The organism is Nocardiopsis aegyptia (assembly GCF_013410755.1).
GTDB classification, from domain to species: domain Bacteria; phylum Actinomycetota; class Actinomycetes; order Streptosporangiales; family Streptosporangiaceae; genus Nocardiopsis; species Nocardiopsis aegyptia.
The window spans coordinates 263,445-289,974 of the sequence record NZ_JACCFS010000001.1 but is presented as its reverse complement, the minus strand read 5'-3'; the positions used below and the strand labels follow the sequence as shown (position 1 = coordinate 289,974).

The following is a 26,530-nucleotide window of genomic DNA, read 5'->3' as shown; positions in this document are numbered from 1 at the left end:
CGGGCGCGGCGGTAGTCCTGGGGAGGGCAAGGCCGGGGCGGCGGTCTTGTCACGCGCGTGACAAGGCGGTGCTCCGGGCCGGTCCGGTGGAGGGCGGTGTGGCACCGGGCCGCGGGGGCGCGCTCACCAGGGTGAGTGACCGGCGGGTGGCCCGCGGTCCGGCGTGGGCGGTCCGGCGTGGGCGGTCGACGCGCGCCCGGCCGGTCCCGTGCGCCGGTGGCGCCGGCCGCCCGCCGCGCCCGGTCAGGAGTGCGTGCCCTCCGCCGCCTCGCGGGTGATCCGGTCGAACTGGGCGCCCATGGCCTCGGCGAGCGCGGTGGCGGCGCTGAGCGGGCGGACCATGACCGTGAACTCGTCGATCAGGCCGTCCTCGTCCAGGTGCAGGAAGTCGCAGCCCTGGATCTCCCGGTCGCCGACGCGGGCGCGGAAGACCAGAGCGTGGTCGCGCCCGCCGGGGTCGGTGATCTCGCGCTCGTAGCGGAAGTCCTCGAACACGCGCAGGACACCGCGCAGGATCGCGGCGGTGATGGCCTTGCCCGGGTAGGGGCGGAAGACGACGGGACTGGTGAAGACGACGTCCTCGGCCAGCAGGGCCGCCATGGCGTCGGGGTCCCGGGCCTCCACGGCCGCGCGGAAGGGGTGCATGAGGCGCTCCATAGTCAACTTGTTGAATAGGTGGAGGGAAGATAGCACGGCACGACGCGATTAGTCACGGAAGTGAATAGTCACCGTCGCACTAGAGTGAGGCCATGGCTCTGCGCAACGCGGTACTGGCCGCCCTCCTGGAGGGTCCGGCCTCCGGATACGACCTCGCCAAGATCTTCGACGCCTCGGTGGGCAACTTCTGGATGGCCACCCCCCAGCAGCTCTACCGCGAACTGGAGCGAATGGAGGCGGACGGGCTCATCGAGGCCACCGTGGTCGAACAGAGCCGCCGGCCCAACAAACGGGTGTTCACCGCCACGGCGGAGGGAGAGCGCGTCCTGCGCGAGTTCACGGCCCGGGCCCCCAGGCCGACCGCGATCCGGGACGAGCTCATGGTGCAGGTGCAGTCCGTGGACGCCGGTGACGCCGAGGCGGTGCGGGCGGCCGTCCTCGAACGCGTGGAGTGGTCGAGCGCCAAACTGGCCCGCTACGAGCGCCTGCGCCTGCGCGAGCTCGACGGGCGCACCGAGGAGGAGCACCTCGCCCGCGGCGAGCGCGTGGGGCCGTACCTGACCGTGCGGCGCGGGATCTCGCTGGAGCAGGAGAACGTCCGCTGGGGCGAGTGGGTGCTCACCGTGCTCGACCGGCGCGCCGCGACGCGCCCCGCCCACCGCTGAGCCGCACACCGCGGGGCCGTCCACACGTGTGCGCGGAACGGCCATGGATTCTTTTGCGGAATCCGTGTTATTCTGGCCGGGTCGGCCGCGATAAAAGGAAAAGCGAATTCGCTTTCGCTGCGTTCGTGTGGCTATTATGCGCGCATGCACCCCACCCCTTCCCGGTCCTTTGTCGTGCTGTCCGCCTCCGTCATGGCCCACCCCGACCGCAGCGCCTCCGCGCACCGGGTCCTGGCCGGCCTGGGGCTGGAGAACGCCCGTGTGGCCTTCGATCCCGAGCCCGACGGTCCCCCCTCATCCCTGCGCAGCGCACGGCTGGCCTACGCCGACGCCGCTCGTTATCCGGGCACGCACCACCTCGTCCTCCAGGACGACGTCACCTTCTCCGAGGGATTCGTGGAATCGGCGCTCTCCTGCCTTTCCCACCATCCCGATTCCGCCGTGTCCTTTTTCGTGGAATGGGGATCGCGCACCGCGTTCCTGGCCCGGTGGGCGGTGTTCACCGGCGCCGCCGCCGTTCCGGTCGTCAATCCCTACGTGCCGACCCAGGCGCTCGCCCTGCCCCGCCCCCTGGCACTGGACCTCGCGCGCTTCCTGACCGAGCACACCGAGCACGGGGAGGCCGACGACGAGGCCGTCCGGCGGTTCCTGCGGGGACGCGGTGTCCAGGCGCTGGTGATGGTGCCCAACCTGGTCGAGCACGAGGACCTGCCGAGTCTGACCGGGAACAGCGGGCACGGGGCGCGCCACTCGGTCTGCTTCGCCCCGGAGGGGGCCGCGCACGACGCCTCCGTCCTGGACCCGCCCCGCCTGCTGCCCATGGTCGGCTGGAACGTCGGCCGCGCGGTCGTCGTCGACCTCCACCACGACGTCCCCGCCACGCGCCGCCCGACGCTCGACGTCCTGGCCTCGTGGGGCGCCACGGAGCCCGGCCTGCGCGCGGCCCTGGACCGGGCGATCGGTGGGCGCCCGTACCCCGCCGCCCCGGACCTGCTCTTCGAGGCCTGGATCACCGCCGTGGCCCTGGGCGCGCTGCAGGAGCGGCACTGGCCCGGGACCGTTCGCCCCTTGCGGGGCCGGCTGGACGAGCCCTCGGTGGCACGGGCGCTGGCCACCCTCGTCCCGGGCGCGCTGCGGGTCTTCGCCGACCCGGTCGCCCTGCGCCTGCGCGCCGACGACCTCGCCCGGCTGGTCCTGTCCGCCATGGAGTACGGAGCCGCGCACTGCTCACCCGTGCCCTGACCCCGAACGCCCGGCACGAGATCAGGGCGCGGGCAGGTACCGGCGCTCTCCGCCCTCCCCGGAGAAGCGGAACCGGGCCGGGTCCCGGACGCAGGCCGTCAGCATCCGGTCCGCCGCCTCGTCGTCCAGCTCGTCGGGCACATGGAACCCGCGGAACCGCGCCCGGCCGACTCGGGCGTGGAACCGGTGCTCGAACTCCTCCTCGCCGGCGTAGGTCAGCGCGATCCGCCCGTCCCACTCCAGCGCGAACACGAAGGGCGATGCACCGGCCGTGAAGCGGACACGGTGGTCGGCGACGGAGTCATGGCCCAGGAGGTAGAGGTGGAAGGCGACGTCGTCGTCCTCCAGGTCGGCCACGTCCTCGAGGCGGTCGACGCGGAAGGTCCGGCCGTCGAGCGCGCCGAAGTCCAGTGGTTCGTCCGGGGTTCCCACGACGAATCCGGTGGACGGACTGATGTCGCATCGGTGGTAGTTCCGCCAGACCGGTGGCGAGGTGAAGTCCGAGCCCGGCCGGTCGTCATCGTCGGTGCCGGACTCCGGCGGTTCGTCGGCGGCGTAGTCCGCGCTCGTCAGCTCGAAGGCGAACCGCACGGCGCCCTCCGGGTCGAGCAGGCCTCCCCACACGAACGTGCGGATCCGGTGGCCGTCCGGCCACGGATTCCCGGGGAACCAGATCCGGTCGTCGTCCGAGGACATGGCAGCCCCGCCTTTCCTTCCACCTACGCGCACGATCTTCCCTGTCTACGCCGCGACACCGACACTCGTGCCCGACGGCCGCCGAGTCCTCCGGAGGTCAGCCGTCGACCCCGATCCCGTCGCCGACGCCGTCGTCGGCCCGGGCGCGCGCACGGGTCCGCACCGTGCGGACCACCTGCACGGCCACCGCCGAGGCGGCCAGGCAGTACGCCCCCAGGGCCGCGACCTGGGCGGAAAAGGGCACGTCGGCGTCGATCAGCAGGCCGGCCGCGCCCGGTCCGGCGGCGGAGGCGAAGACCAGCACGGCCACCACCACCGAGCGGATCGATCCCAAATGCCGCACCCCGTACACCTCCGGCCACACCGTGCCGAACAGCCCCAGCGACAGTCCGTTGGTCACCCCGTACAGGGCCATGAACGCGAACACGCTCCACGGCCCCTCGGCCGCCGCCAGCACCAGCAGGCCGCAGGCCAGGGGGAGCAGGAACACCGGTGTCAGCCGCAGCGCGGTGAACCGGTCCACGAGGAACCCGCCGACGAGGTTGAACACCACCGTCAGGACGGCGTAGACCACGAACGCCGACGCGAACAGCGCCGGTGCCCAGCCCCGCGACTCCACCAGGTGCGCCTGGTGGAAGAAGACCGTGTTCCCGATCAGCGCGGGCGCGGCCATCACCGCCAGCAGGAGGTGGAAGGCGGGGTCGAGCAGCGCCGCGCGGCGGGTCCACCCGCCCGGAGGCCGTGCGCCGGCCGCACCGGAGCCGGTGCCGGGCACGCGCTCGCGTCCGGTCAGCGCGGCGAGCGGCCACAGCAGCACCATCAGGCCCGCGGCCACCAGCCACCACGTCTCGCGCCACCCGGCGACGGCCACCGCCCCCACCACCAGCAGGGGCAGGACGGCCTCCGCGGTGTTGAGCCCCAGCGTGGAGACGGAGGTCGCACGTCCGCGCCCGCGGTCGAACCACCGCCCGGTCAGGGTGAAGGCGGTGTGCGGCATCAGGCCCTGGCCGAACAGGCGCAGGGCGAACAGCGCGGCCACGAGCACGGCCACGTGGGTGGCGGAGGCCATCGCCGCGGCGCCCGCCGCGAGCAGGGGCACGGTCACCAGCACCACCGTGCGGGCGGGCAGCAGGTCGACCACCCGGCCGACCTGGGTCAGGACCAGGGCACTGGCGAGCGTGGCGACCATGAACAGCGAGCCGAACGCCCCGTGCGAGAGCCCGTGCTCGGCGCGGATGTCGGCGGAAAAGAGCGAGACGAAGAAGGTCTGCCCGAACGACGAGCACCCGAAGAGCAGGAACCCGCTCGCGAGCCACCGCCGTTCGGTCACAAGGAAGCGCGGATAGCTTGGCATGCGGGCGGCTCCGGGGGTTCGTGGCAGCGCTCATGATCCTAGGGCGTGTGCGGCGGGCCCCGCCCGGCTGCGCGGCGCGCACCCGGGCGGTCGGCGGTCAGCCGGGGGCGTCCGGGCCGCCGCGGTCGAGCGTCGCCCGCAGCCGGCCGAGCCCCTCCGTGCCCAGTCGGCGCCCGTCGGGGAACTGGTCGTCCCGGTCCCAGCGCCACGCGGTGACGATCGCGGACACGAGGATCCGGCACGTACGTAGCAACTCCTGGTCGGCACCCGGATAGTGCGCGCCGACGTCGTCGGGCGCGTGGGCGAGATCGAACTCGACGGGCCCGCGGCAGCACGTCTCCAGGTCGATGAAGAGCGGCCCGTCCCCCGTGGTGAGCAGGTTGCCCGGGTGCGGCTCGCCGTGCAGCAACTGCTCACCGCCGCGCTCGCCGACCGCGCGGACCAGGCCGCCCAACGTGTCGCCGAGCAGCCGGCGGTCCGCGTCGGCGAGCGCCGGGGTGCGGTCGCGGTCGGCCACGAGGCGTCGCGCGTGCTCGACCCGGTCGGAGAAGTGCGGCGTCGGCACGTCGATCGTGCGCATGCCGGCGTGCAGCCGTGCCAGCGCGTCGGCGTAGGCGGCGGGCGCGGGCCCGTGCGGTGCCACGGGTGCGTAGTAGGTCCACAGGGTGATGTCGAAGCCGTCGCGCGCGTACACGCGCGGCTCCACCCGGGGGTCGAGGGCGCCCACGGGGCACCCGGCCGCGGCGAGCCGCCGGGCCAGGTCGATCTCGAACCCCGCGATCCGGTGCTCCCCGGGTGCCACCCGGGCCAGGACGTCACAGGGCAGCAGGCGCAGGGCGAGCTTGTTCGAGTCGTGCAGGACTTCCGCGTCCTCGGCCGCCAGGCCGAGTGAGGAGGCGCTCGACCTGGCCGCGGCGACCGCACGCGTGATCTCCGACGCCCGCATGAACACCCTCCGTTGGACACTGTCCCGGTTCCCCGGGCGGCGCGATCGGTGCATACCAGGAGCCGTCCGGGCGGCCCCCCGGGGGGCGACCGCCCCGCCACCGCGGCTCGCGCGGCCACGGCGCGATCCCACACCAGCTCGACGGGCGGGTGCGGGATCAGGTCATCCGCCGCCGTGGTTCAGGCGGTCCCGGCGGGTTCCCAGGTCAGGTTCACCACGCGCTCGAAGTTCACGTACCCGGCCCGCGTGAAGGCGGCGGCCATCGGCACGTTGTCGAGGTCGGTGGCCGCGCGGATCCGGGGCACGCCCTGCTCGGCCAGGACACGGGTGCCCTCCGCCAGCAGGTCGTCGATGTGGCCGCGGCCCCGGTGTGCGGGCACGACGCCGATGTAGCCGATCATCGCGTTGTACTCGTTGCGGGCCGGGAAGACGAAGCCCACCGGTGTGCCGTCGGGCAGGGTGGCCACCCGCCACCACTCACGAGGGCTCGGATAGTGGGCGATCTCCCCCTCGAAGTGCAGCTCGGCCGCCTTCCGTGGGCCCATCCTGGCGACGTCGGCCTGCCCGTGGGCGTCCAGGGTGCCCTCCATGACCGACGTCATGAGGGACAGCAGTTCCTCGGTGTCCTTCGGTTCGCGGAACGCCAGCCGACCGCTCGTGGCCGGCAGGGGTGCGTCCGGGCGCCACTCGAAGCGCAGCCGCTCCGCGATCAGTCGGGCGCCCAGGCGCTCCACCACGGCGACGCGGGTGCGCACCACGTCACCGGCGGCGCGGTCCTCGTGCCAGTCGCCCGGCACGAAGCGGTAGTACTCCGGGGGAGTCACGCCGTCGGGTACCACCGTGGCCGTGGCCGTGCGCAGCAGGTGGACGCCCACGTCCACGGCGTCCGGCAGGGTGTCGTCCACGTCCAGGAGGTCGAGCACGAACGGCGCGTCCGTGCCCGGCGGGCTCCACCAGGACAGGCGGGCGACGAGGCGGTCGCCGCGCAGGGCCACCCAGGTCCTTTCGGGGCGCCGCCGCCCGGTGGCGAAGTCGTCGGCGAGCTCGTGGTCCAGGAGGTAGGACAGCCGACTGAAGAGGTCGATTTCACCGGGACCGGAGAGCGGCCGCACGGTGAGGTCGGGCGTGGTCGGAATCGGGTCACACTCCTTGTCGGGGCGCCCCTCATGGGCGCCCGGCCATCCGGTTCTACTCCGCCGCGGGGCGGCCGGCAACTCCTTTTCCGGTGCCGGGGCGCGATCCGGGTGCCGGCGCCCGCGCCACCGGGAGAGGCGGCCGCGCAGGGCGTCGGTCACCGAGTGGCCGCCGGTCAGGCACCAGAGGGCGATGACCGGGTCGCAGATCGCGCAGCCCAGGGAGGAGTGTTCGGCGAAGGGGGCGATCGGATCGCCGCTGAGGTGGTGCAGCACGTCCCACGCGGTGTGGAGCAGCCAGGCGATCCCGATGAAGGTCCACGACTCCAGGCCGCGGCAGGCGCAGTAGGTCGCCACGGAGACGAAGGCGAACTCCCACAGCCCCAGCACCTTCCTCAGGTGTCGTGCGAAGGGGCCGACTGGGGGTTGGAGGCGCTCGCCGACGCCGCCCGGCTGTCCGTCATGCCACTGGAGCGCGAGGGCGGGCAGGCGCAGTTCGTCGTCCGCCGCCAGGAGACCACCCCGGCCGGATCGCGGCTCGAACCCCTGTTGCGCTGGATGGCCGACCACGCGGACCGCCCGCTCACCGTCGCCGAGATCGCCGTCCGCACGGGCACCAGCCCGCGCACGCTCACGCGGCGCTTTAGGGAGCAGACCGGCACCACGCCGCTGCAGTGGCTGCACCGGCAGCGCGTCCACCAGGCCCAGCACCTGCTGGAGACCACCGACCACCCGGTCGAGCGCATCGCCGAACGGGTCGGTTTCGGCTCGCCCACCGCCTTTCGCGACCGCTTCCGGCGCGTGGCCGGAACCAGCCCGCAGGCCTACCGGCGTGCCTTCCAGGGACACCGGTAGGCCGGTCGGCGGGGAGCGCCTCCGCCGACCGGCCCGCTCATCTCACGCGGGGCCGGCACCCTCGACCGAGAGTGATCAGTGACCGCGGTCGATCCATTCCTCCAGGTGGGGCGCCTCCGCGCCGATGGTCGTCGACCCGCCGTGGCCGGTGTGCACCTCGGTCTCCGGCGGCAGCGTCAGCAGCCGGTCACGGATGGACTCGATGATGGTCGGGAAGTCCGAGTAGGACCGTCCCGTCGCCCCCGGGCCGCCCTGGAACAGGGTGTCGCCGCTGAACAGCACACCGAGCTCGGGGGCGTACAGGCACACCGCGCCGGGCGCGTGCCCCGGCGTGTGCAGCACGGTCAGCTCCGTCTCCGCGACCTTGACGGACTGCCCGTCGGAGAGCGCGCCGTCCGGCGCCCGGTCCGGGTGGGTCATGTCCCACAGCACCCGGTCGTCCGGGTGCAGGAGAACGGGCGCGCCGGTGGCCCCGGCCACCTCCACCGCTGCGTTGACGTGGTCGTTGTGGGCGTGCGTGCACACCACCGCCACCACCCGGCGGCCGTCCACCGCCGCCAGGATCGCGCCGGCGTCGTGCGCGGCGTCCACGACCACGACCTCGTCGTCGTCACCGATCAGCCAGACGTTGTTCTCGACCTCCCACGACCCGCCGTCCAGGGTGAACACCCCGCTGGTGAGCGTGTGGTCCACGCGCGCGCCGCTCACAGCCGCACCACCGACCGCAGGACCTCGCCGCGCTCCATGCGGGCGAACGCCGCCTCGACGTCGCCCAGGCCGATCTCCTCGCTGACGAACCCGTCCAGGTCCAGCCGTCCCTGCAGGTACAGGTCGATGAGCATGGGGAAGTCGCGCGAGGGCAGGCAGTCGCCGTACCACGACGACTTCAGGGCGCCGCCGCGTCCGAACACGTCCAGCAGCGGCAGCTCCAGGCGCATCTCCGGGGTGGGCACGCCGACCAGGACGACCGTGCCCGCCAGGTCGCGGGCGTAGAAGGCCTGCTCGTAGGTCTCGGGCCGGCCCACGGCCTCGACGACCACGTCGGCGCCGAATCCGCCGGTGAGCTCGCGGATCGCCTCGACCGGGTCCTGCTCCCGCGCGTTGACGGTGTGCGTCGCGCCGAACGAGCGGGCCCAGTCGAGCTTGCGCTCCTCCAGGTCGACCGCGATGATCCGCGACGCCCCGGCCAGGCTCGCCCCGGCCACCGCGGCGCTGCCCACACCGCCGCAGCCGATGACGGCGACCGAGTCGCCCCGGCCGACACCGCCGGTGTTGACGGCGGCGCCGATGCCCGCCATCACACCGCAGCCGAGCAGTCCGGCCGCGGCGGGGGAGGCGGCGGGGTCGACCTTGGTGCACTGCCCGGCCGCCACGAGGGTCTTCTCGGCGAAGGAGCCGATGCCCAGGGCGGGGGAGAGCTCGGTGCCGTCCTCCAGTGTCATCGGCTGCCGCGCGTTGTGGGTGTCGAAGCAGTACTGCGGGCTGCCCTTGCGGCAGGCGCGGCAGTCACCGCACACCGCCCGCCAGTTCAGGACCACGAAGTCGCCGGGCTCGACGGTGGTGACGCCTTCGCCGACCGACTCCACCACGCCCGCGGCCTCGTGCCCGAGCAGGAAGGGGTACTCGTCGCTGATACCGCCCTCCCGGTAGTGCAGGTCGGTGTGGCACACCCCGCAGGCCTGGACGGCGACGACGGCCTCGCCGGGACCGGGGTCGGGGACGACGATCGTGGTCACCTCGACGGGCTCTCCCTTGGCCCGGGCGATGACTCCGGATACTCGTTGTGGCATGGGCAGGCGCTCCCAACACGTGGCTGCCGGCGACGCCGGTCGCGTCGCCCGGGGCATCACCATGCACTACGGCGAGTGAACATGTCCAACATGTGAGAGGTCTGGGATTCAGGAATCCGATTCATGAATCGGATGCTCGGCGCGCAGCAGGTCGACGAAGGCCCGTGTCGCGGCGGAGGGGCGCGTTCCCCCGGGCAGGGCCAGGCCCACCGCCCACCGGGTCCCGCCGGGCAGAGCGGTGCTGTGCAGACCGTCCGCCTGCGGTTTGTCCAGGACCGGGCGGGGGACCACCGCGACCCCCATGCCCCGGTGCACCAGGTCCAGCAGTGTGTAGACGTCGTTGACCTGCAACGCCACGCGCCGCGTGATGCCGAAGTCGGCGAAGGCCCGGTCGGCGCAGTCGCGGGCGCCCCACCCGGGGTGCAGGTCGACGTACTCCTCGTGCGCCAACCGCGTGAGCACGTCACCGGAGTCCAGGGGGTGGTCGGAGGCCGACAGCAGCATCATCGGCTCCTCGGTGATGCGCAGGACGCGCACCCCCTCGCCCTCGCGCAGCGTGCCCGCCACCAGCGCGGCGTCCAGCCGGCCGGCGCGCACCTGGGCCAGCAGCTCCCCGGTCGCCTCCTGCTGGAGGTTGAGCGCGACCTCGGGGTGCAGGGCCCGGTAGCGGTGCAGCAGGGGGACCGCCTCCACCACGCCCATGCACTGCTCCGTGCCCAGCGACAGCGTCCCCCGCACGCTCTGGTCGTCGGCGACCAGCTCCCGCAGCCCGTCGGCGGCGGCCAGGATGCGCTGGGCCTCGGCGAGCAGCAGGCGCCCGGTCGGGGTGGGGGTCACCCGCCGGGTGGTGCGCAGCAGCAGTTGGGCGTCCAGATCGCGCTCCAGGGCGCGGATCGACGCGGACAGGCCGGACTGGGTGATGCCGAGGTACTCCGCGGCGCGCGTGAAGTGCTGCTCCTCGCACACCGCGGCGAAGTGCCGCAACTGACGTAGCTCCACGCGGCTCAGACTACGGCTTCCCCGGCCCGGCCTCTTCGCGGGACGGCGGCGGCCCCGCGCCCGCGCGGCCCGCGGGCCGGCCGTCCCGCGCTCCCGGAGGCCGTCACATGGCGGGATTCAGCCCCATCCCGAGCCCACCGTCGGCGGTCAGTTCGATCCCGGTCGTGAACGTGGCCTCGAACCCGAGGAAGAGCACCGCCCGGGCGATCTCGGCGACGGTCCCGTGTCGGCCCATGGGGGTCGCCTCGTCACCGATGCGCATGAACTCCGCGCGCTGCTCGTCGGTGATCCCGGCCACGCCCATGGTGGGCGTGTCGATGAAGCCCGGTGCCACGGCGTTCACCCGGATCCCGCGCGGCAGCAACTCGGCGGCGAGCACGCGGGCGAAGGTGAGCACCGCGGCCTTGGTGCCCATGTACACGCTCATGCTCTCGGACACCGTCGTGTTCGTGGCGGTCGTGAACACGATCGAACCGCCGTGGGCGATCAGCGGGGCGAGGTGCTGCACGGTGAAGAAGGCACCCTTGGTGTTGACCGCGAACATCCGGTCGTAGGACTCCTCGCTGACCTGGTCGAACGGAGCCAGTTCGGACGTACCGACGTTGACGTGCAGGAAGTCGATTCCGCCCAGCGTCTCGCGGACCGTCTCCGCCAGCACAGCGATGTCGGACAGGTCCGTCACATCGGACCGCACCACGTGCACGTTCGGTCCGAACCGGCCGCGCAGCTCCTCCAGGTTCTTCTCGTTGCGCCCGGTCAGCAGAACCCGGGCTCCGCCGGCGAGCAGGTCCTCGACCACGCCCAGCCCCATCCCGTGCGTTCCACCGATCACCACGGCGCGCTTGCCCTCGTAGACACCCATCATGCGACTCCTCGTCCTTCGGCACGGCCCGGTGGCCGCTCCCTCATGACGCCCACGGTGCCCGCCACCGCCACGGCTTTCCTACGGGCCCGCTACCGTGGGCGCATGCGTTTCGGGGTGCTGGGGCCGCTCGCGGTGTGGACCGACCGGGGCCGGGCGGTCGAGGTCCGCGACACCAAGGTCCGGGCCCTGCTGGTGTCCCTCCTCCTGGCCCGGGGCGCGACGGTCTCCGCCGACCGCCTCGTCCACGACCTGTGGGGCGACCGGCCCCCGGCCAAGCCGCTGCCCGTGCTCCAGGCACGCGTCTCCCAGCTGCGCGGCGTCCTGGACCGCGCCGAACCCGGGGCGCGCGCCCTCCTGCGCCGCCGCGCGCCCGGCTACGCCCTGGCCACCGAGGACGTGGACGCGATCCGCTTCGACACCCTCCTGGAGCGGGCCGCCCACGCGACCGACCCGCGCCAGGACCTCGCCCGCGCCCTGGAGCTGTGGCGGGGCCCGGCCCTGGCCGAGTTCGCCGACACCGACCACGTCCGCGCCGCCGTCGCCGGATGGGAGGAGCGACGCGCGACCGCGCTGGAGGACCTGGCCGAGGCCCGCCTGGCGGCGGGGGAGCACAGCGCGCTGGCCACCGAGCTGGCCGCCGAGACCGGGCACCATCCCTACCGCGAGCGCCTGCACGCCGCCCACATCCGCGCGCTCTATGGATCGGGGCGCCAGGTGGAGGCACTGGCCGCCTACGCCCGGCTGCGTGTGCGGCTCGCCGACGACATGGGCGTGGACCCCGGGCCCGACCTCGTCGCCCTGCACCGGGCCGTCCTGTCCCAGGACCCCGCCCTGGACCCGGTGCCGCGACCGACCCGCCCCACGGGCAACCTGCCCGCGCCCACCGGCGCGCTCGTGGGCCGTGAGCGGGACCTGAACCTGCTGACCGCCCTGGTGCGGGAGCACCGGCTGGTGACCCTGACCGGGCCCGGCGGCGTCGGCAAGACCCGCATGGCCCTGGCCGCGGGCCACGCCTGGGACCGCGGCCCGGGCGCCGTCTGGTTCGTGGAACTGGCGCCGCTCACCGCCGACGGCGACCCGGCCACCGCCCTGGCCACCGTTCTCGGCGTCCGTGACGACCAGCGCGGCGGCGACCCGCTCGACCAGGCCGCCGACCTCCTGCGCGGCCGTGCGGCCCTGCTCGTCCTGGACAACTGCGAGCACCTCGTCGAACCCGTGGCCGACGCCGTCGCCCACCTGCTGCGCGCCGCCCCCGACCTGACGGTCCTGGCCACCAGCCGGGCTCCACTCGACCTCGCCGACGAGCACCTGTACGCACTCCCCCCGCTGTCCCCGCCACCGCCCGGCGCCGACGACCCCGCGACACTCGCCGGCTCCGGAGCGGTTCGGCTCTTCGTCGCCAGGGCCCAGGCGGCGGTGTCGTCGTTCACCCTCGATGCGGAGACCGCGCCGGCCGTGGCCACCGTCTGCCGACGCCTGGACGGCATCCCACTGGCGCTCGAACTGGCCGCGACCCGGCTGCGCCACATGAGCGCGGCCGAACTCGCCGACCGCCTGGACGACCGCTTCACCCTCCTCGACGCGGGCCGCCGTGACGCCCCCGCGCGCCAGCGCACGCTCCGAGCGATGATCGACTGGAGCTGGGAACTCCTCGGCGCCACCGAGCGCACGGTGCTCACCCGCCTGGCCGTGCACCGCGACGGCTGCGACCTGCCCACCGCCGAGGCGGTCTGCGCCGATCCCCGCCCCGTTCCAGCCGCGGTTCCCGATCTCGACGGCGCCGGCCTCGCCGTCCCGGATCCCGCCGCCCCCACCACCGCCCCGGCCCCCGCAGTGCCCGCCACCGCGGTCCTGGGCGTGATCGGCGCACTCGTGGACCGCTCGCTCGTGACCGCCACCGCACACCCCACCGGCACCCGCTACCACCTGCTGGAGTCCGTGGCCGCCTACGCCATCGAACGCCTGGAGGAGTCCGGGCGCGCCCACCAGGCCCGGGACCGGCACGCCCACCACTTTGCCGACCTGGCCGTACGTGCCGACGACCTCCTGCGCGGCGCCGACCAGGCCCACTGGCTCGACCGGCTGGACTGCGAGGCCGCCAACCTGCGCGCGGCCCTGGACTTCGCGGCGACCGGGGCCAGGACCGACCTCGCCCTGCGGATCGCCACCGCCCAGTGCTGGCACCACTACCTGCGCGGACGCACCGCACGGGCACGGGCCGACCTGGACACCGCCCTCGCCCTGCCCGCCGGGCATCCGACCCTGCGCGCCGCCGCGCGCGTGTGGCGGGCCGCCCTGGCCGTACCCGCGAGCGAGGACGACCGACGCAGGAGCGCGGACCTGCCACGGGCGCTCGACGCGATCGCCGACCCCGTCACCCGCGCCCGCCTCGCGTGGCTGGCCGAACACACCCGCTGGGCGCTCGGCGACCTGCGCCTGGCCACCGAGCGCGTGGAACGGGCGCACGCCGCGGCCGTGGCGGCCGGCGACGACTGGACCCGAGCCCAGGTCCAGGTGACCCTTGGCCAGGCCGCGTTCCTGCGCGGCGACCTGGCCGGGGCCCTGCGCCTGGCGGGGGAGGGGGAACAGACCCTGCGCGGCCTCGGCGACCGGTGGGGCCTGCTCCGCGCCTCCGACACCCTCGCCCAGGCGGTCGAGGCCCTCGGCGACCTGGAGGGCGCCGCCGAACACCACCGCGAGGGACTGCGCATCGCCGAGGAACTCGGGCTGTGGAGCAGCGCCGCGCTCACCCTGTCCGGGCTCGGCAGGATCGCGATGCTCACCGGCGACCTGGACCTGGCCGACGTCCTGCTCACCCGCGCCCAGCGGCTGGCGGCCGAGCAGTCCGACGCCGTCGGGGAGCAGTTCGCCGATGCCGGGATCGCCCTGGTGGCCCGCCGCCGGGGCGACCTGGACCGCGCGGAACGGTCGCTGCGCCGCTGGCTGGACTGGAACCGGCGGACCTCCGGCCGGGTCGGGCTGGCCTTCATCCTCACCCAGCTCGGCTACGCCGCCGAACAGCGCGGCGACGCCGACCGTGCCCTGAGCCTGCACACGGAGGCCGAGACGGAGGCCAGGGCGAGCGGCGACCCGCGCGCGGTCGCCCTGGCACTGGAGGGCCTGGCGGGTGCCCACGCCCTGGCGGGGGACCGCGATCGGGCGCAGGACCTGCTCAAGCGGGCGGCGGCCCTGCGCGACGAGGTCGGTGCGCCCCTCATCGCGGCCGAGCGCTTCGACGTCGACCGCGCGGTGGCCCGCCTGGAGCGGAGCGGCGTCTGACGCCCGGCCGCCGTTCGGCCTCCCGTCGACGCCGCGTCGCGTCGCTGGAGTGGGAACACTGCGTCGGGGTGCGCGATCGGGCATGGCGGTGGCCGTGTCGGTGTGCGGGGCCGCGACCGGCGGCGTTCCGTGTCGCCCGCCTCTTCGCAGTGGGGCTCCATCGCGGCCGGGGGCGCGTGAGGAGCCGCAGCCGCCCTCCGGGTGTTCGCCGGCCTCGGACTCAGGACAGGCCGTCCCAGGAACGGGCGTCCAGGGTCAGGGCGTCATCGCCCGCCACGAGGGTCTCCCGGTCCCCTCCCTCCACGCGAACGCGGACGGCTCCGCCGAACCCCTCGGTGCGGACCCGGAGCCGACCGGGATCGCGCGCCTCCAGAACACGCATCCGCCACGGTGCCCCTTCGGGCCCGGGGACGGCCAGGTGCACCAGGGCGGAGGCCTCACGGCGACTCTTCAGGCCGTCGCTCTCCGCCGTGGAGGAGACCATGCGCACCTCGGCACGTTCCGGCAGGCCGGTCGCCCTCCCCTCCGTGGCCGGGGCGGACTCGGACGCGTCCCCGAGCAGCTCGTCCCGCACTTCGCGCGCCAGGTCCGGGACACCGGGCACGAGCACACGCCAGTGCGGCATCAACTCGGTGCCCCCGCGGCGCAGCCATCCGGCCACCAGCGAACGGAAGGCGGCCGCCCGATCCGGAGGCGGGAGGGCCCCCGCGGCCAGGATGTCGTGCCCCGCCCCCTCCAGTGCACGGCAGTACGCCGTCAGCGGCACGTGCGCGACCTCCGTGGGGACGCGCACCATGCGGATCCGCAGCATCGCCCGGGCCACGAAGGTCGCCGCGCGCCGTACGTCACCCTCCAGTTCCCCTTCCTCCGGTCCCTGGACGACCGGCGACCCGGACTCGCGCGGTGGAACGAGAGCGTCGGCCCGGCGGCCGGCGCTCGACAGATGCCAGGACGAGTCGCGGATCCACAGCGATCCCGTCCGGGCCCGCAGCACGCCCGGCCTGCCTGAGCCGCCCAGACCGACCTCGACCCCGCCCGCGCCGCCGTCCAAGCGCAGTCCCGGTGCCGCCCGGGTGTCCACGTCCACCTCGACCAGATCCTTCAGCGTGACGTGGAACTCGGCGGGGACCGGGAGTGCCCGCTCCTCGGGTGCGTAGCGGCGGACGAGATCGAGGATGAGGAAGCCCTCCAGGCGCGTCCCGACCCGCTCGATCTCGACATGACGGACGGTGGCCGTCTCCAACGCGTAGTCGGCCGCCAGGTCCGTCGCCAGGCCGGTCACCGTGCGCGGAGTCAACGTCAAGGGCGCCGGGCGGACCACGTCCCGGTAGTCGCGGTGGGGCTGGTCGAAGCGTTGGAGCGGCGGGTCGACCAGTGCGTCGATCCGGTGCCCGGCGACCGCGCCCTGCTCCACCATCCAGTTCCAGCGCCCAGGCCGCAGGCGCACCATCCACGCCAACGCCGCGCGGGCCCGCTCTTCCCGCTCCGCGCTCGTGCTGCCCGTCGCGGCGCGGAACAGGGGAAGCACGCTGTTGTCCCACAGGTCGGAAAGGGCCCGGACGGCCTCACGGTCGAACGTGCGCGCGTCGCGGGCGGCGTCGGCGATCTGGAGGAGGGAGCGGTCCAACAGGGCGCCCAGTGCGGCCAGGGCGGGCCCCGGAGCTTCGGGGGAATCGGGGTGCTCGCGGGACTCGGGAGGTTCGGGGGTTCGGGAACTCATCGTCCGCATCCTGGCACAGGCCCTCGCGCGGTCACCGGGCGCCTGAGGGCACATCCCGGAGCGAGAGGGTGGGCCGTCGCCGCTCCCGGTCGAGGACGTCACCGACCGTGACCCCGGCCAGGACGTCCTGACCCGCCTGCCCCGCCAGAACCCGGTGTCCCGCTTCGCCCGGTGCCTCGTCCATGGCACCCCCTCCTGGCACCGGCTCCGCGGCCGGGCCCGCCGACGGCCCACATCCGCCCATGCGCGGGAAATCCGGCGAAAGTCCGGTCCCGACACGTTTTTCCCCTGTTTCGATACCACACCCGCCGGTGTCCTTCGACACACCGGAAAATCCGTGCGGGACGATTTTCCTGTGCTAAGTTTCAGGGAGTTGCAGTTGTGACCCCCGATGGACTTCGATCCGTTCGGGAGATCACCGCGGTGACGGAAAATCGTCATCCGCGGTTTTCTTCATGCTCCGAACGAGAGGTATCCATATGGCGACCGGTACGGTCAAGTGGTTCAACGGCGAAAAGGGCTTCGGCTTCATCGAGCAGGACGGCGGCGGCCCCGACGTCTTCGCCCACTACTCCAACATCCAGGCCACGGGCTACCGTGAGCTGGCCGAGGGCCAGGCTGTGCAGTTCGACGCGACCCAGGGCGCCAAGGGCCCCCAGGCCGAGAACATCACCCTGATCTAGGGGAGTTCGCACTCCTCCAGCGGTGGTGCCCGCCCTTCGGGTGCCGGGCCCACCGCTTTTTCTTGTGCTCCGCCGGATTCTCGCCGTCGTTCACCGACCGGCACCGGCGACCCCCGCACCCCGGAACACTCCGGCCCGGTGCGGTCATCCGAGTTGTTTCCTCCGGCGTACCCGGTTTCCCCCTGCGAGGCCAGAAGGCCTCCCGCCCGGCCAGCGCCGTCGGCGAAAGGCCCCATTACATGAGTCAGCCGTACCGCACAGGTACAAGCCGCAACCGTCCCTCACGGGCTTTCGGTCGGCAACGCCCCCACGCTCCCCAGCGCTCCCACTCAGGCGGGCGCCCCCGGAGCGGAGGGCCCTCGGGCGAGTTCGCTCTCCCGACCACGGTCACCCCGGCACTGCCGCCGGTGGACTCCTTCGACGCGCTCGACATGCCCGAGCCGCTGAAGCGCACCCTGGCCCGCCAGGGTCTGACCACCCCGTCCGAGATCCAGGCGGCGACCCTGCCGAACGCCCTGGCCGGACGCGACGTCCTGGGCCGCAGCCGGACCGGCTCCGGCAAGACGCTGGCCTTCGGGCTCGCGCTGCTCGCCAAGCTCCAGGGCACCACGGCCGAGCCCCGGCGCCCCCTCGCCGTCGTCCTCGCGCCGACCCGTGAGCTCGCCCAGCAGGTCACCGAGTCGCTCGACCCCTACGCGCGGTCGGTGGGAGTGCGCGCGACCACCGTCGTCGGCGGCATGCCCATCCACCGCCAGGCCCGCAACCTGCGCCAGGGCGTCCACCTCGTGGTGGCCACCCCCGGCCGTCTGCGCGACCTGATCGAGCGCGGCGACTGCGTCCTGGACCAGGTGGAGTCCGCCGTCCTGGACGAGGCCGACCAGATGACCGACATGGGCTTCATGCCCCAGGTCACCGCCATCCTCCAGCAGATTCCGGCCGGCGGCCGGCGCATGCTGTTCTCGGCGACTCTGGACCGCAACGTCGACACGCTCGTCCGTCGTTTCCTGAACGACCCGGTCGTGCACTCGGTGGACCTGTCCGAGGGCGCCGTCTCCACCATGGAGCACCACGTCATGCACGTGACGCATATGGACAAGCAGGACATCGCCACCCGGATCGCCGCCCGTGAGGGCCGGGTGATCATGTTCCTCGACACCAAGCGTGCCGTGGACCGGATGGCCGACCACCTGCTGGCCAACGGCGTGCTCGCCGCGCCGCTGCACGGCGGACGGAGCCAGCCCCAGCGGACCCGCACGCTCGACCAGTTCAAGCGGGGCGACGTCACCGCGCTCATCGCCACGAACGTGGCGGCGCGCGGCATCCACGTGGACGGTCTGGACCTGGTCGTCAACATCGACCCGCCCACGGACCACAAGGACTACCTGCACCGCGGCGGCCGCACCGCCCGCGCGGGGGAGTCCGGCAGCGTGGTCACGCTCGTCCTGCACAACCAGCGGCGCGACATGACCCGGCTCATGAGCCGGGCGCGGATCGAGCCGCAGACCCTGCGGGTGGACGTCGCCGACCCGGAGCTGGCCAGGGTGACCGGGGCGCGCGAGCCCTCGGGCGTGCCGGTCTCCGTGCCCTCCGGTGCCTCCCGCGAGCGGCGCCACGGCTCGGCGCCGTTCGGATCGGGACCGCGCGGGTCCGGTTCGCGCGGACCGCGCAGGCGCCCGCGCCGCTGACGCGGTGGTGGCCGCTGACGCGGCGACGGCCGTGACGCGGTGAGGGCCGCTGACGCCTGACCGGGATCCGGGAGTGTTTCGCTCCCGGACCCCGGTTTTTTCGTCCCGGGTGTCTGTCGCGCCCCCTCCGCCTCGTCATCACCATGTCGGGCCGCACACCGCGGCCCGGCAGGACACGAGACGAGGAGCAGGACCATGGGAACCATCAGCGTCTTCGAGAGCCTCACCTTGGACGGCGTCGTGCAGGGCGTGGGACGCCCTGACGAGGACACCCGCGGCGGGTTCGAGCACGGTGGGTGGGGCGAGGGCTTCGCCGACGAGGTGATCGGGCGGTTCGTGGGTTCGAGGATGGCGGGAACGGGCGCCCTGCTGTTCGGACGCCGGACCTACGAGGACCTGCTGGACCACTGGACGTCGGTGCCAGATCCGAACCCCTTCACCGAGGCCCTGGTGGGCCGGCGCAAGTACGTCGTCTCGCGCGACGCGGCCACCGAGCTCGCCCATCCCAACTCCACCCTGGTGAGCGGTGACGTGGCCGAGGCCGTCAACAGGATCAAGCGGGACGTCGAGGGTACGATCACCGTGCTCGGCAGCGGCGAGCTGGTGCGGTCCCTGCACGCGGCGGGGCTGGTCGACGAGTACGTCCTGTCGATCCACCCCATCGTGCTGGGTTCGGGCACCCGGCTGTTCGGCGCCGGCGCACGCACCGACCTCGTGCTGGAGGAGTCGGTGACGTCCACGACCGGCGTCGTCATCGCGTGCTACCGGACGAAGTGAACGCGGGACTCGGAGGGCGGGCGCCATGCGCTACATGTTGATGTTCCACTACGCCGAGGAGACCGGCGAGTCCATCGGCGAGGAGGCGATGGCCGCCGGCATGCGGGCCTTCGCCGCCTACGCCGCGACCCTGGAGCAGGCCGGGGTCCTGGTGAGCGGCCAGGTGCTCCAGCCGTCCACCAGCGCGACCACGCTCACCCTGGTCGACGGGGAGCCCCGGATCCAGGACGGTCCGTTCGCCGACACCAGGGAGCAGCTCGGGGGCGTGGTCGTCATCGACGTCCCCGACCTCGACGCCGCCCTGGACTGGGCGCGGCAGGCCCCGCCGGCGTCGTGGGGCACCGTCGAGATCCGGCCCGGCGCGGTGCACACCGAGGCCGGGACGTGGGTGCCGTCGACATGACCGGGGCGCCGGCGGCCGTCGTCGAGCGCACCGCGCGCACCTCCTACGGTCGGCTGGTGGCACTGCTGGCGGCCCCGACCGGCGACCTCGAACTCGCCCAGGACACCCTGGCCCAGGCGTTCGAGCAGGCGCTGACCACCTGGCCGCGCGACGGCGTGCCGGACAACCCGGAGGGCTGGCTGCTGACGGTCGCGCGCAACCGGCAGCGGGACCTGTGGAAGTCCGCCGCGCACCGCCGCAACCACCCCATGGAGGCCGCCACCGACACCGGCGCGGACGCGGTCTCGCCCCTGGAGGAATTCGACCTGGACGCGATCCCGGAGCGGCGGTTGGCCCTGCTGTTCGTCTGCGCGCATCCGGCGATCGCCGCGCCCGCGCGCACGCCGCTGATGCTCCAGACCGTCCTGGGGTTCGACTCCGCCGACATCGCGCGGGCGTTCGCGGTCCCCGCCGGTGCGATGTCCCAGCGGTTGGTGCGTGCCAAGCGGCGCATCCGCGACGCCCGGATCCCCTTCGCCGTCCCCGGGCGCGAGGCCATGCCCGAACGGCTGCCGCCCGTGCTCGAAGCGGTCTACGGCTGCTACGCCCTGGCGGGGCCCGGACGGGCAGACGGGGACTCGCTCGCCGGTGAGGCGCTGTACCTGGCGGGCACGACGGCCACCCTGCTCGGCGACGAGCCCGAGGCCTGGTCGCTGGCGGCGCTGGTGGCACTGTCCTCGGCACGGGCAGCGCCCGAGGGCGCCTACCTGCCACTGGACCAGCAGGATCCGGCCGGGTGGGACGGCGGCCTCATCGCCCGCGGCGAGGAGTACCTGCGGCGAGCCGAACGCCCCGGTCGGGCCCCGGGCCGCTTCCAGTTGGAGGCCGCGATCCAGGCCGTGCACTGCGACCGGCGGCGCACCGGAGGGGTCGACTGGCCCGCGCTGCGCACCCTGTACACGGCCCTGGTCGCGGTGGCGCCGAGCCTGGGCGCCCGTGTCGCACAGGCGGCCGTCGTCGGCCGCACGGACGGACCGGAGCACGGGCTGGCTCTGCTGGACGCCCTCCCGGCCGAACGCGAGCGGTTCCAGCCCTACCACGCCACCCGCGGCGACCTGCTGGCGCGGCTGGGCCTGCCGCAGGAGGCCGCGGCGGCCCACACGGCCGCGGCGGCGCTCACCACCGACCCGGCCGTGCGCGCCTACCTCGACCAGCGCGTCGAGGCACCGGCGGAGTAGTGGCCGGCCCAGCGCCCCCGGGCCTGGGACGCCGCTCACCGCGCGCGGGCCCTCCCGGCATACCCAGACACGCTGGTGAGGCCCCTGACCAGGGGGCCGCGCCCATCGGACTTCTCATCCGATGGCCGCAGGTTCGAATCCTGCCGGGCGCGCCACAAAACCCCAGTTCAGACGGGGTGCACGAGTCGAACAGACGAGGCGGGAGGCCCGGATCCGGGCCTGAAATGCTCCATGTGTGCTCCCCACTACATGGTCCAGTACAGGTGGAGGGCCACCTCGCGGAGCATTTTGCCATCCCGTGACCCTGCGGGCCCGCCCTGGGACGCCCCGTATCCGCCAACCAACGGCCCGCAGCCGCCGCGCCACAGGTGATCCCGGCCGTGCCCGCCCCGGTCGGCACGACAGCCGCCCACGTACCCGACGACAACGCCACAGGCCCACCGCCTGGCGGCCCATGTCGCGAATCCGCTGGATCACGGGCCACACCCTCGACCAGCCAGGGCAGACGCGTCGCGTCCCCGACCGCTCGAAGGAGGTAGTCCACCAGCGAGCACTTCTCCCGCCACAGGGAGCCGCTGTAGGAGACCGCCCCCTGTTCGACCCAAGGCCGAGCGGCGGGATGTCGGTTATGGAGCCTAGAGTCCCCTATCACCTGCACAACTCGCACCCCCGGAGACCTCTGTGAACCGCCGCACCCCGCCCCGCCCGGTCAACATCGAGGAGCAGTTTCCCGAGCTGCGCCCCTGGCGCAGGGAGACGGTACGCCTCCACCCCCGCCCGGGCCGACCCTCCAGCCATGACAGCTCCGTCGGAGGACCGCTCCTGTGGCCCCAGGACGAGCCCTGGCCCGTCTGCGACGGCGAGCACTACGACCGCGACACCCAAGAACCCTACGAAGGAGAAGTCAAACTCGTCCCCGTAGTCCAGCTCCACCGGACCCACGCACCCGACGCCCCCTTCCCCTCGGGGCACGACCTCCTCCAGGTGCTGTGGTGCCCCTACGACCACGGCGAACTGCTCTGCCCTCTACCCCGGGTGTACTGGCGCGACTCACGCGACGTACACAAGGTTGGACGCACTCCCTCGCCGCACGCCGAGGCATCGGAGAAGTACATCCCCGACCCCTGCGCGGTCCATCCCGAACAGGTGAGCGAATACCCTCGCGCGGATCTCCCGCCGGACCTGTACGACCTCCTGAGCGAGCGCTTCGACCGGATGGAGCGGGAAACCGGCTGGGGCTACGAATACCACCTCTCCGCCGCGCCCGGTATCAAAATCGGTGGTTATCCGGGCTGGACCCAGGACCCGGTGTGGCCGGAGTGCGGCTGGTGCGAGCAGACCATGGACCACCTCCTCACCGTCTCCAGCTGGGAGTACGGCGGCACAGAGTGGCGCACCTGGCTCCCTGTGGAGGACCGGCCAAGCGCCGGAGAGGAGCCATGGCACTGCGAGCGGGCCCGGACGGCGCAGAACCCCGCCGGGCTGATGCTGGCAGACGCCGGCGGGATCTACATCTTCGAGTGCCGGTCCTGCCCCGACCGCCCCACCGACCACTGGTTCGACTGCTCCTGAACCCGCCGCACCCCGACCACACGCCACTGACCAGCGCTCATCTGACCAGGCCACTACCCATCCCCCACCGTCAATCCCCTCACATGCCCCACTCCACCCCCGCGACGAAGCTCGCCCAGCTCCTCACCGCGTTCCCCGAACTACGCGAGCATGGAAAACCCGCGCTCCTGCTCCACCCCCACCTAGGAGATCCCAAGCCCGAGGACAGCTCGGTCGGCGGCTCGCTTCTGTGGCCTACAGGTGAGCCCTGGCCCACCTGCGACCTCCCCCACTACGGCTACGGCCTCCGTGATGGTGCCGTCGAGGGCCGTTTCGACGAACCCATCGCCCTGCACCCGGTCCTCCAACTCTCCGCCAGCGACCTGACCGACGGGTGCACCCTTCCCGGGAACGCTGAACTCCTCCAGGTCCTGTGGCGCCCCAGCTACCACCCTGAGCCACCGGACGCCGACGGCCACGGCTACACCCCCTGGCTCACCTTGCGCTGGCGGCACGACACCGCAGACCTGCGACCCCTTGAAGAACAGCCCTACCCCCACACCTGCGCCAGGGACTACATGCTCCCGCCCTGGGTCCTGGCCATCGAGGAGATCACCGACTACCCCTCCGACGCCTTCCTCCCCGAAGAGCTCGCCGACCGCATCGAGGAATGGGAGAACGACGTCCCCCAAACCGGACACGTGATCCCCAGGCCCAGCTACTTCGACGACGTCGCCCACCGACCGGGGATGAAGTTCAGCGGCTTCCAGCCATGGGGCCTCACCGACCCCTTCCCGGTGGAATGTGACTGCGGCACCCCCATGGAACTCCTGCTCCAGATCGACAGCATGGAACCAGGCGGACTGGAAAGACTGGTCATCAGCCGCGGCTACTCCCTCGGTCTCCACTACTGTCCGACCTCTCCGGACCACCCCCAGCACACCGTCATGCAGTAGCTCCGAGCACGAGCTGACGTGAGGCGGACACGGCAGGAGAATGCCGACATGATCGATGCGATCGAAGCCATCGACTGGTGTTCCGTCCCCGGCCCCACGGACTACTACCGCCCCGAAGCCGCCCTGGAAGGCCTTCACGACCTCGCCCGCGCCCGGGGGCGCACAGAGGCGGCGTCAGCGGCATCCCACCTGGCGGCGGGAGGAATTATGCATGACCACAGCGGAACGGTCGTCCCCGCAGCCGTGCCAGCGGCCCCGCTCCTGCTCCAGATCGCGCAAAAACGCACCAGCGCAGCACAGGCGGCTGCGCTGGAACTCGTCGAGGATGCGCTGAATCTGCACTCCTGGCCGGGGTTCGCCCGCACCCGAGGCCAGGTCCGTCTGTGCTGCGCGATCGCCGATCACGTCCACGCCCGTGCCCCCTTCCTGGCCGGGCTCGGTGGCCCAAGCCGTTCCCTGCTCGCAACAGCCCGGGAACACTGGAGGGCGGATATCGAGGAGACCTGCGTCGAAGGCAGCGACACCCTCGTGTTCGGCTTCCTGACCGGATCCCTACCAGGGCTCTCTCGAGAGGTAGAGCTCGGAGGCACGGGGATCCCCAAAGCGGCGACCTCGCTCAATCTCGCGGCCTTGAACCCCCAGTGCTCCGGCTCCAACTCCTGAGTCAGCAGGTCAGCCACCATCGCGGCAACGGCCCGTACTCGGTCCCGTCAGACGACGGGTACCTTCTTCGAATCCATCCATGCGCCCACTGTGGCCAGGCCCCGCCCGTAAGCCCATGACCAGCCAGTCATAGGACTGATGACCACCCAGTCATGCGGAGGCGATCCCGGCACACACCAGCCCTCAAGACTCAGAGTCCTCGACCGAGGTACCCAGACACGGTGAGCAGTCACCGCTGTCGGCAGCGGACGCCCACAACGGGGAGAGCTCTACCACTCCGGGCTCTCCTCGCTCGACCGCCTCGAACAGACCTTCGGGGCACATCCCGCTTGCGTCGTGCATTCCGGACGCAAGGTCGGCGAAGGTCACATTGCCGCCGGAGAACCTGGTGCTGTGGAAGGAAACCGTGTTGTCCGCGAACTCAGCGCCAACAAAATACACCTCACTGCCGGTGAACCGGGTGCCGTCGAAGTCCACCCGACCGCCGGAGAAGTCAGTCCCGATGAAGTAGACCTGCCCGTCGGTAAACCGGGCATCGGTGAAATCCAGCAGGCCTCCGGTGACCCTGGCACTAGCGAAGGGCACGTCGCCGCCGCCGAACTCAGCGCTGGTGAAGTACACCCGTCCACCACAGAACTCAGCGTCGGAGAAGGTCACCTGTCCGCCCGTGAACTGGGCGCCTTCGAAGGACACCCGGCCTCCGGAGAAACTCGCTCCCTCGAAGGACACCTGCCCACCGGCGAACTGGGCGCCTTCGAAGGACACCCGGCCTCCGGAGAACCGGGCACCTTTCAGCTCGCCGCCGTCGAAGGAGACACCGGTGAAGTCGTAGTCCTTACCTCGCCAACGGGTGTCGGTGCGCAGGTGGTTGCCGATAATGCGGATGACGGTGTGGCGGACCTCGCGAAGAGAGGCGAACCACAACTCGCGTTTGCGGCGGGTCTCCGCCAGTTCGGGGTCGGCATCGTCGGGTAAAGGCTTGGGTAGCGGCTCGTAGGGCATGCGCAGGTAGGCGCACAACACATCGACCACCATCTGCACCAGCTCGTCCTTGCCCTCAGGTGCGTCGTCGGCAAGGTTGGCTAGCGCGTGGACGCCTGCGAGCCTGATCGCGGGCTCCGCGTCGCCGAGCTGGGCGGTGGCCACGGTGAACCGTTCGGTGAACAGCTTGGTATTTTCACGCTCGCCCTCCGCTTCGGTAGCGTGCTGGCGGCGGTAGGAGATCACGAGCAGTGCCGCAGCACCCAGCCCGGCGACGACAGCGAAGCTGCGGGTCGCGATGGCGTCCAGGGTGCCTGGTGTCAGCTGGTTCGGTCGTACCAGGGTGGGCGCGCCCATGAGCCACCACGCCCCTGCGGCCAGTGCGGTCACCACGCTGATGACCACGGCCCACGCCATGGGGATCAAGGCGCCCAACGGTGCACGCTCTGTCCTCATGCGTAGTTGTGCCCGTCCCACGACAGCGGCACCGACCAGCATGAATCCAACCGCGCAGACGGTGACCAACCCAGCACGAGGCAGTGCCCAGTATGCCCGCCAGACCGGGGCTGCGAGCGGAACGCCTGTGGCCACGATGGCGGTGGTGCCCGTGAGCAGGAGACCCGAACGATACGGGTGCTCGCGTACCAGAGCGGCCGAGGTGTTGCCCAAGCGCGCCAGAGCACGGCGGACCGAAGCCAGGAAGGTACGTGGACGAGGTGGCGGGTCGGGGCAATCTGATTGGCCGTCTGGGATCATGGCGGCACCGTAGCGAACTGTCACCACCGAGTCGGTCGGGTTGCCGGATCTGGCCACATCCGATCCCGTGACCCGCCTGTGGCCGGTTCCTACGACAATGCGACGGCCGAGGTGCTCCCCAGCACATTCAAGGTCGAGCTGACCGTGAGGCCTCGAAGTTTCCGGACAAAGAGCCTCAACGGCCGCGCGGCGAGAGCCTCGCGAAGTGCCATCGGACGCCACCCTCACTCGTGTGTGCTCCGTTCGTGCTCCTCAGTTCCGTACTGACACGACACCAGGCGGCATCTGACGGTCTCAGACGACACCACGGACCAGACGGGGTGGCATGAAACGGTATGTAGTGATACGGAACGGTACGTAACCAGCGAACTTCTCATCCGATGGCCGCAGGTTCGAATCCTGCCGGGTGCGCCACAAAACCCCAGGTCAGACGGAGTGTTCGAGTCGAACAGACGAGGCACGAGGCCCGTCTGGGGCCCTGAAATGCTCCGTGTGTGCTCCCCAGTGCAAGGTCCAGTACAGGTGGGCGAGGACCTCGCGGAGCATTTTGCCCTCCCGTGACCCTGGGTGGCCCCGCCCGGGGTGCCCCATGTCCGCCCACCAGCGCCCCACGATCGCCCTGACACAGCCACGTGGGGCCGTTGGTCCCCGGGTACC

Annotated in this window: 24 protein-coding genes; 12 read left to right on the top strand and 12 right to left on the bottom strand. The window is 72.5% G+C overall.

Annotated features, from left to right (window positions below):
* Positions 1-243: 243 nt before the first annotated feature.
* Positions 244-645 (bottom strand): nuclear transport factor 2 family protein, encoded by a 402-nt coding sequence (locus HNR10_RS01320; RefSeq protein ID WP_179820182.1) that lies wholly within the window; start codon positions 643-645, stop codon positions 244-246.
* 104 nt (positions 646-749) lie between these two features.
* Here HNR10_RS01320 and HNR10_RS01315 point away from each other — a divergent pair, with 104 nt between their 5' ends.
* Positions 750-1,322 (top strand): PadR family transcriptional regulator, encoded by a 573-nt coding sequence (locus tag HNR10_RS01315; protein ID WP_179820180.1) that lies wholly within the window; start codon positions 750-752, stop codon positions 1,320-1,322.
* Between the two features lie 144 nt (positions 1,323-1,466).
* Positions 1,467-2,564, top strand: a complete 1,098-nt coding sequence (locus HNR10_RS01310) for a hypothetical protein (protein WP_179820179.1) — start codon at positions 1,467-1,469, stop codon at positions 2,562-2,564.
* Positions 2,565-2,585: 21 nt separating this feature from the next.
* On the opposite strand, the gene HNR10_RS01305 is transcribed toward HNR10_RS01310, so the two are convergent.
* The 4 genes from HNR10_RS01305 to HNR10_RS01290 all read right to left on the bottom strand — a co-directional run bounded on the left by HNR10_RS01305 (position 2,586) and on the right by HNR10_RS01290 (position 7,083).
* Complete coding sequence (locus tag HNR10_RS01305; protein ID WP_179820177.1) at positions 2,586-3,260, bottom strand: hypothetical protein; 675 nt, start codon at positions 3,258-3,260, stop codon at positions 2,586-2,588.
* A gap of 97 nt (positions 3,261-3,357) precedes the next feature.
* Positions 3,358-4,614 (bottom strand): MFS transporter, encoded by a 1,257-nt coding sequence (locus HNR10_RS01300; RefSeq protein WP_179820175.1) that lies wholly within the window; start codon positions 4,612-4,614, stop codon positions 3,358-3,360.
* A gap of 97 nt (positions 4,615-4,711) precedes the next feature.
* On the bottom strand, positions 4,712-5,560 hold the full coding sequence (locus HNR10_RS01295; protein WP_179820173.1) for a phosphotransferase: 849 nt from the start codon (positions 5,558-5,560) through the stop codon (positions 4,712-4,714).
* 179 nt (positions 5,561-5,739) lie between these two features.
* Positions 5,740-7,083: a DUF6010 family protein gene (locus HNR10_RS01290; RefSeq protein ID WP_312889031.1), complete on the bottom strand. Its 1,344-nt coding sequence runs from the start codon at positions 7,081-7,083 to the stop codon at positions 5,740-5,742.
* 9 nt (positions 7,084-7,092) lie between these two features.
* Between HNR10_RS01290 and HNR10_RS01285 the strand changes: the two genes are divergently transcribed.
* Complete coding sequence (locus HNR10_RS01285; RefSeq protein WP_312889030.1) at positions 7,093-7,548, top strand: GlxA family transcriptional regulator; 456 nt, start codon at positions 7,093-7,095, stop codon at positions 7,546-7,548.
* Positions 7,549-7,623: 75 nt separating this feature from the next.
* Here the strand turns inward: HNR10_RS01285 and HNR10_RS01280 are convergent, their stop codons facing one another.
* The 4 genes from HNR10_RS01280 to HNR10_RS01265 form a co-directional block, all read right to left on the bottom strand.
* Positions 7,624-8,256, bottom strand: coding sequence for an MBL fold metallo-hydrolase (locus HNR10_RS01280; protein WP_179820171.1), 633 nt, complete (start codon positions 8,254-8,256; stop codon positions 7,624-7,626).
* Positions 8,253-9,338, bottom strand: coding sequence for an S-(hydroxymethyl)mycothiol dehydrogenase (locus HNR10_RS01275; RefSeq protein WP_179820169.1), 1,086 nt, complete (start codon positions 9,336-9,338; stop codon positions 8,253-8,255). The genes HNR10_RS01280 and HNR10_RS01275 overlap by 4 nt, the downstream gene beginning before the upstream one ends.
* 108 nt (positions 9,339-9,446) lie before the next feature.
* Positions 9,447-10,337 (bottom strand): LysR family transcriptional regulator, encoded by an 891-nt coding sequence (locus HNR10_RS01270; RefSeq protein WP_312889029.1) that lies wholly within the window; start codon positions 10,335-10,337, stop codon positions 9,447-9,449.
* 103 nt (positions 10,338-10,440) lie between these two features.
* On the bottom strand, positions 10,441-11,199 hold the full coding sequence (locus HNR10_RS01265; RefSeq protein WP_179829459.1) for an SDR family oxidoreductase: 759 nt from the start codon (positions 11,197-11,199) through the stop codon (positions 10,441-10,443).
* Positions 11,200-11,304: 105 nt separating this feature from the next.
* Between HNR10_RS01265 and HNR10_RS31610 the strand changes: the two genes are divergently transcribed.
* The gene (locus HNR10_RS31610) at positions 11,305-14,481 is read left to right on the top strand and encodes a BTAD domain-containing putative transcriptional regulator (RefSeq protein ID WP_179820168.1); all 3,177 of its coding nucleotides are present in this window, start codon (positions 11,305-11,307) and stop codon (positions 14,479-14,481) included.
* 220 nt (positions 14,482-14,701) lie between these two features.
* On the opposite strand, the gene HNR10_RS01255 is transcribed toward HNR10_RS31610, so the two are convergent.
* Both HNR10_RS01255 and HNR10_RS01250 read right to left on the bottom strand, forming a co-directional pair.
* Complete coding sequence (locus tag HNR10_RS01255; protein ID WP_179820166.1) at positions 14,702-16,201, bottom strand: hypothetical protein; 1,500 nt, start codon at positions 16,199-16,201, stop codon at positions 14,702-14,704.
* A gap of 31 nt (positions 16,202-16,232) precedes the next feature.
* On the bottom strand, positions 16,233-16,385 hold the full coding sequence (locus tag HNR10_RS01250) for a hypothetical protein (protein WP_179820165.1): 153 nt from the start codon (positions 16,383-16,385) through the stop codon (positions 16,233-16,235).
* 295 nt (positions 16,386-16,680) lie between these two features.
* On the opposite strand from HNR10_RS01250, the gene HNR10_RS01245 reads away from it, so the two are divergent.
* The 8 genes from HNR10_RS01245 to HNR10_RS01210 all read left to right on the top strand — a co-directional run bounded on the left by HNR10_RS01245 (position 16,681) and on the right by HNR10_RS01210 (position 24,136).
* Positions 16,681-16,884 carry a cold-shock protein gene (locus HNR10_RS01245; RefSeq protein ID WP_179820163.1) on the top strand — a complete coding sequence of 68 codons (204 nt, stop codon included), beginning with the start codon at positions 16,681-16,683 and terminating at the stop codon, positions 16,882-16,884.
* Positions 16,885-17,123: 239 nt separating this feature from the next.
* Positions 17,124-18,569 (top strand): DEAD/DEAH box helicase, encoded by a 1,446-nt coding sequence (locus HNR10_RS01240; RefSeq protein ID WP_179820161.1) that lies wholly within the window; start codon positions 17,124-17,126, stop codon positions 18,567-18,569.
* Between the two features lie 195 nt (positions 18,570-18,764).
* A complete protein-coding gene (locus tag HNR10_RS01235; protein ID WP_179820160.1) occupies positions 18,765-19,346 on the top strand; it encodes a dihydrofolate reductase family protein in 582 nt (193 codons plus the stop codon).
* Between the two features lie 25 nt (positions 19,347-19,371).
* Complete coding sequence (locus HNR10_RS01230; protein WP_179820158.1) at positions 19,372-19,749, top strand: YciI family protein; 378 nt, start codon at positions 19,372-19,374, stop codon at positions 19,747-19,749.
* Positions 19,746-20,966, top strand: a complete 1,221-nt coding sequence (locus HNR10_RS01225; protein ID WP_179820156.1) for an RNA polymerase sigma factor — start codon at positions 19,746-19,748, stop codon at positions 20,964-20,966. Before HNR10_RS01230 ends, HNR10_RS01225 begins: the two co-directional genes overlap by 4 nt.
* 681 nt (positions 20,967-21,647) lie before the next feature.
* Positions 21,648-22,538: a YwqG family protein gene (locus HNR10_RS01220; RefSeq protein WP_179820155.1), complete on the top strand. Its 891-nt coding sequence runs from the start codon at positions 21,648-21,650 to the stop codon at positions 22,536-22,538.
* An 83-nt stretch (positions 22,539-22,621) separates the two neighbouring features.
* Positions 22,622-23,473 carry a hypothetical protein gene (locus HNR10_RS01215; RefSeq protein WP_179820153.1) on the top strand — a complete coding sequence of 284 codons (852 nt, stop codon included), beginning with the start codon at positions 22,622-22,624 and terminating at the stop codon, positions 23,471-23,473.
* A 48-nt stretch (positions 23,474-23,521) separates the two neighbouring features.
* On the top strand, positions 23,522-24,136 hold the full coding sequence (locus HNR10_RS01210) for a hypothetical protein (RefSeq protein ID WP_179820151.1): 615 nt from the start codon (positions 23,522-23,524) through the stop codon (positions 24,134-24,136).
* Between the two features lie 183 nt (positions 24,137-24,319).
* Here HNR10_RS01210 and HNR10_RS01205 read toward each other — a convergent pair whose 3' ends face one another.
* Complete coding sequence (locus HNR10_RS01205; RefSeq protein WP_246405996.1) at positions 24,320-25,552, bottom strand: pentapeptide repeat-containing protein; 1,233 nt, start codon at positions 25,550-25,552, stop codon at positions 24,320-24,322.
* Between the last annotated feature and the right edge of the window lie 978 nt (positions 25,553-26,530).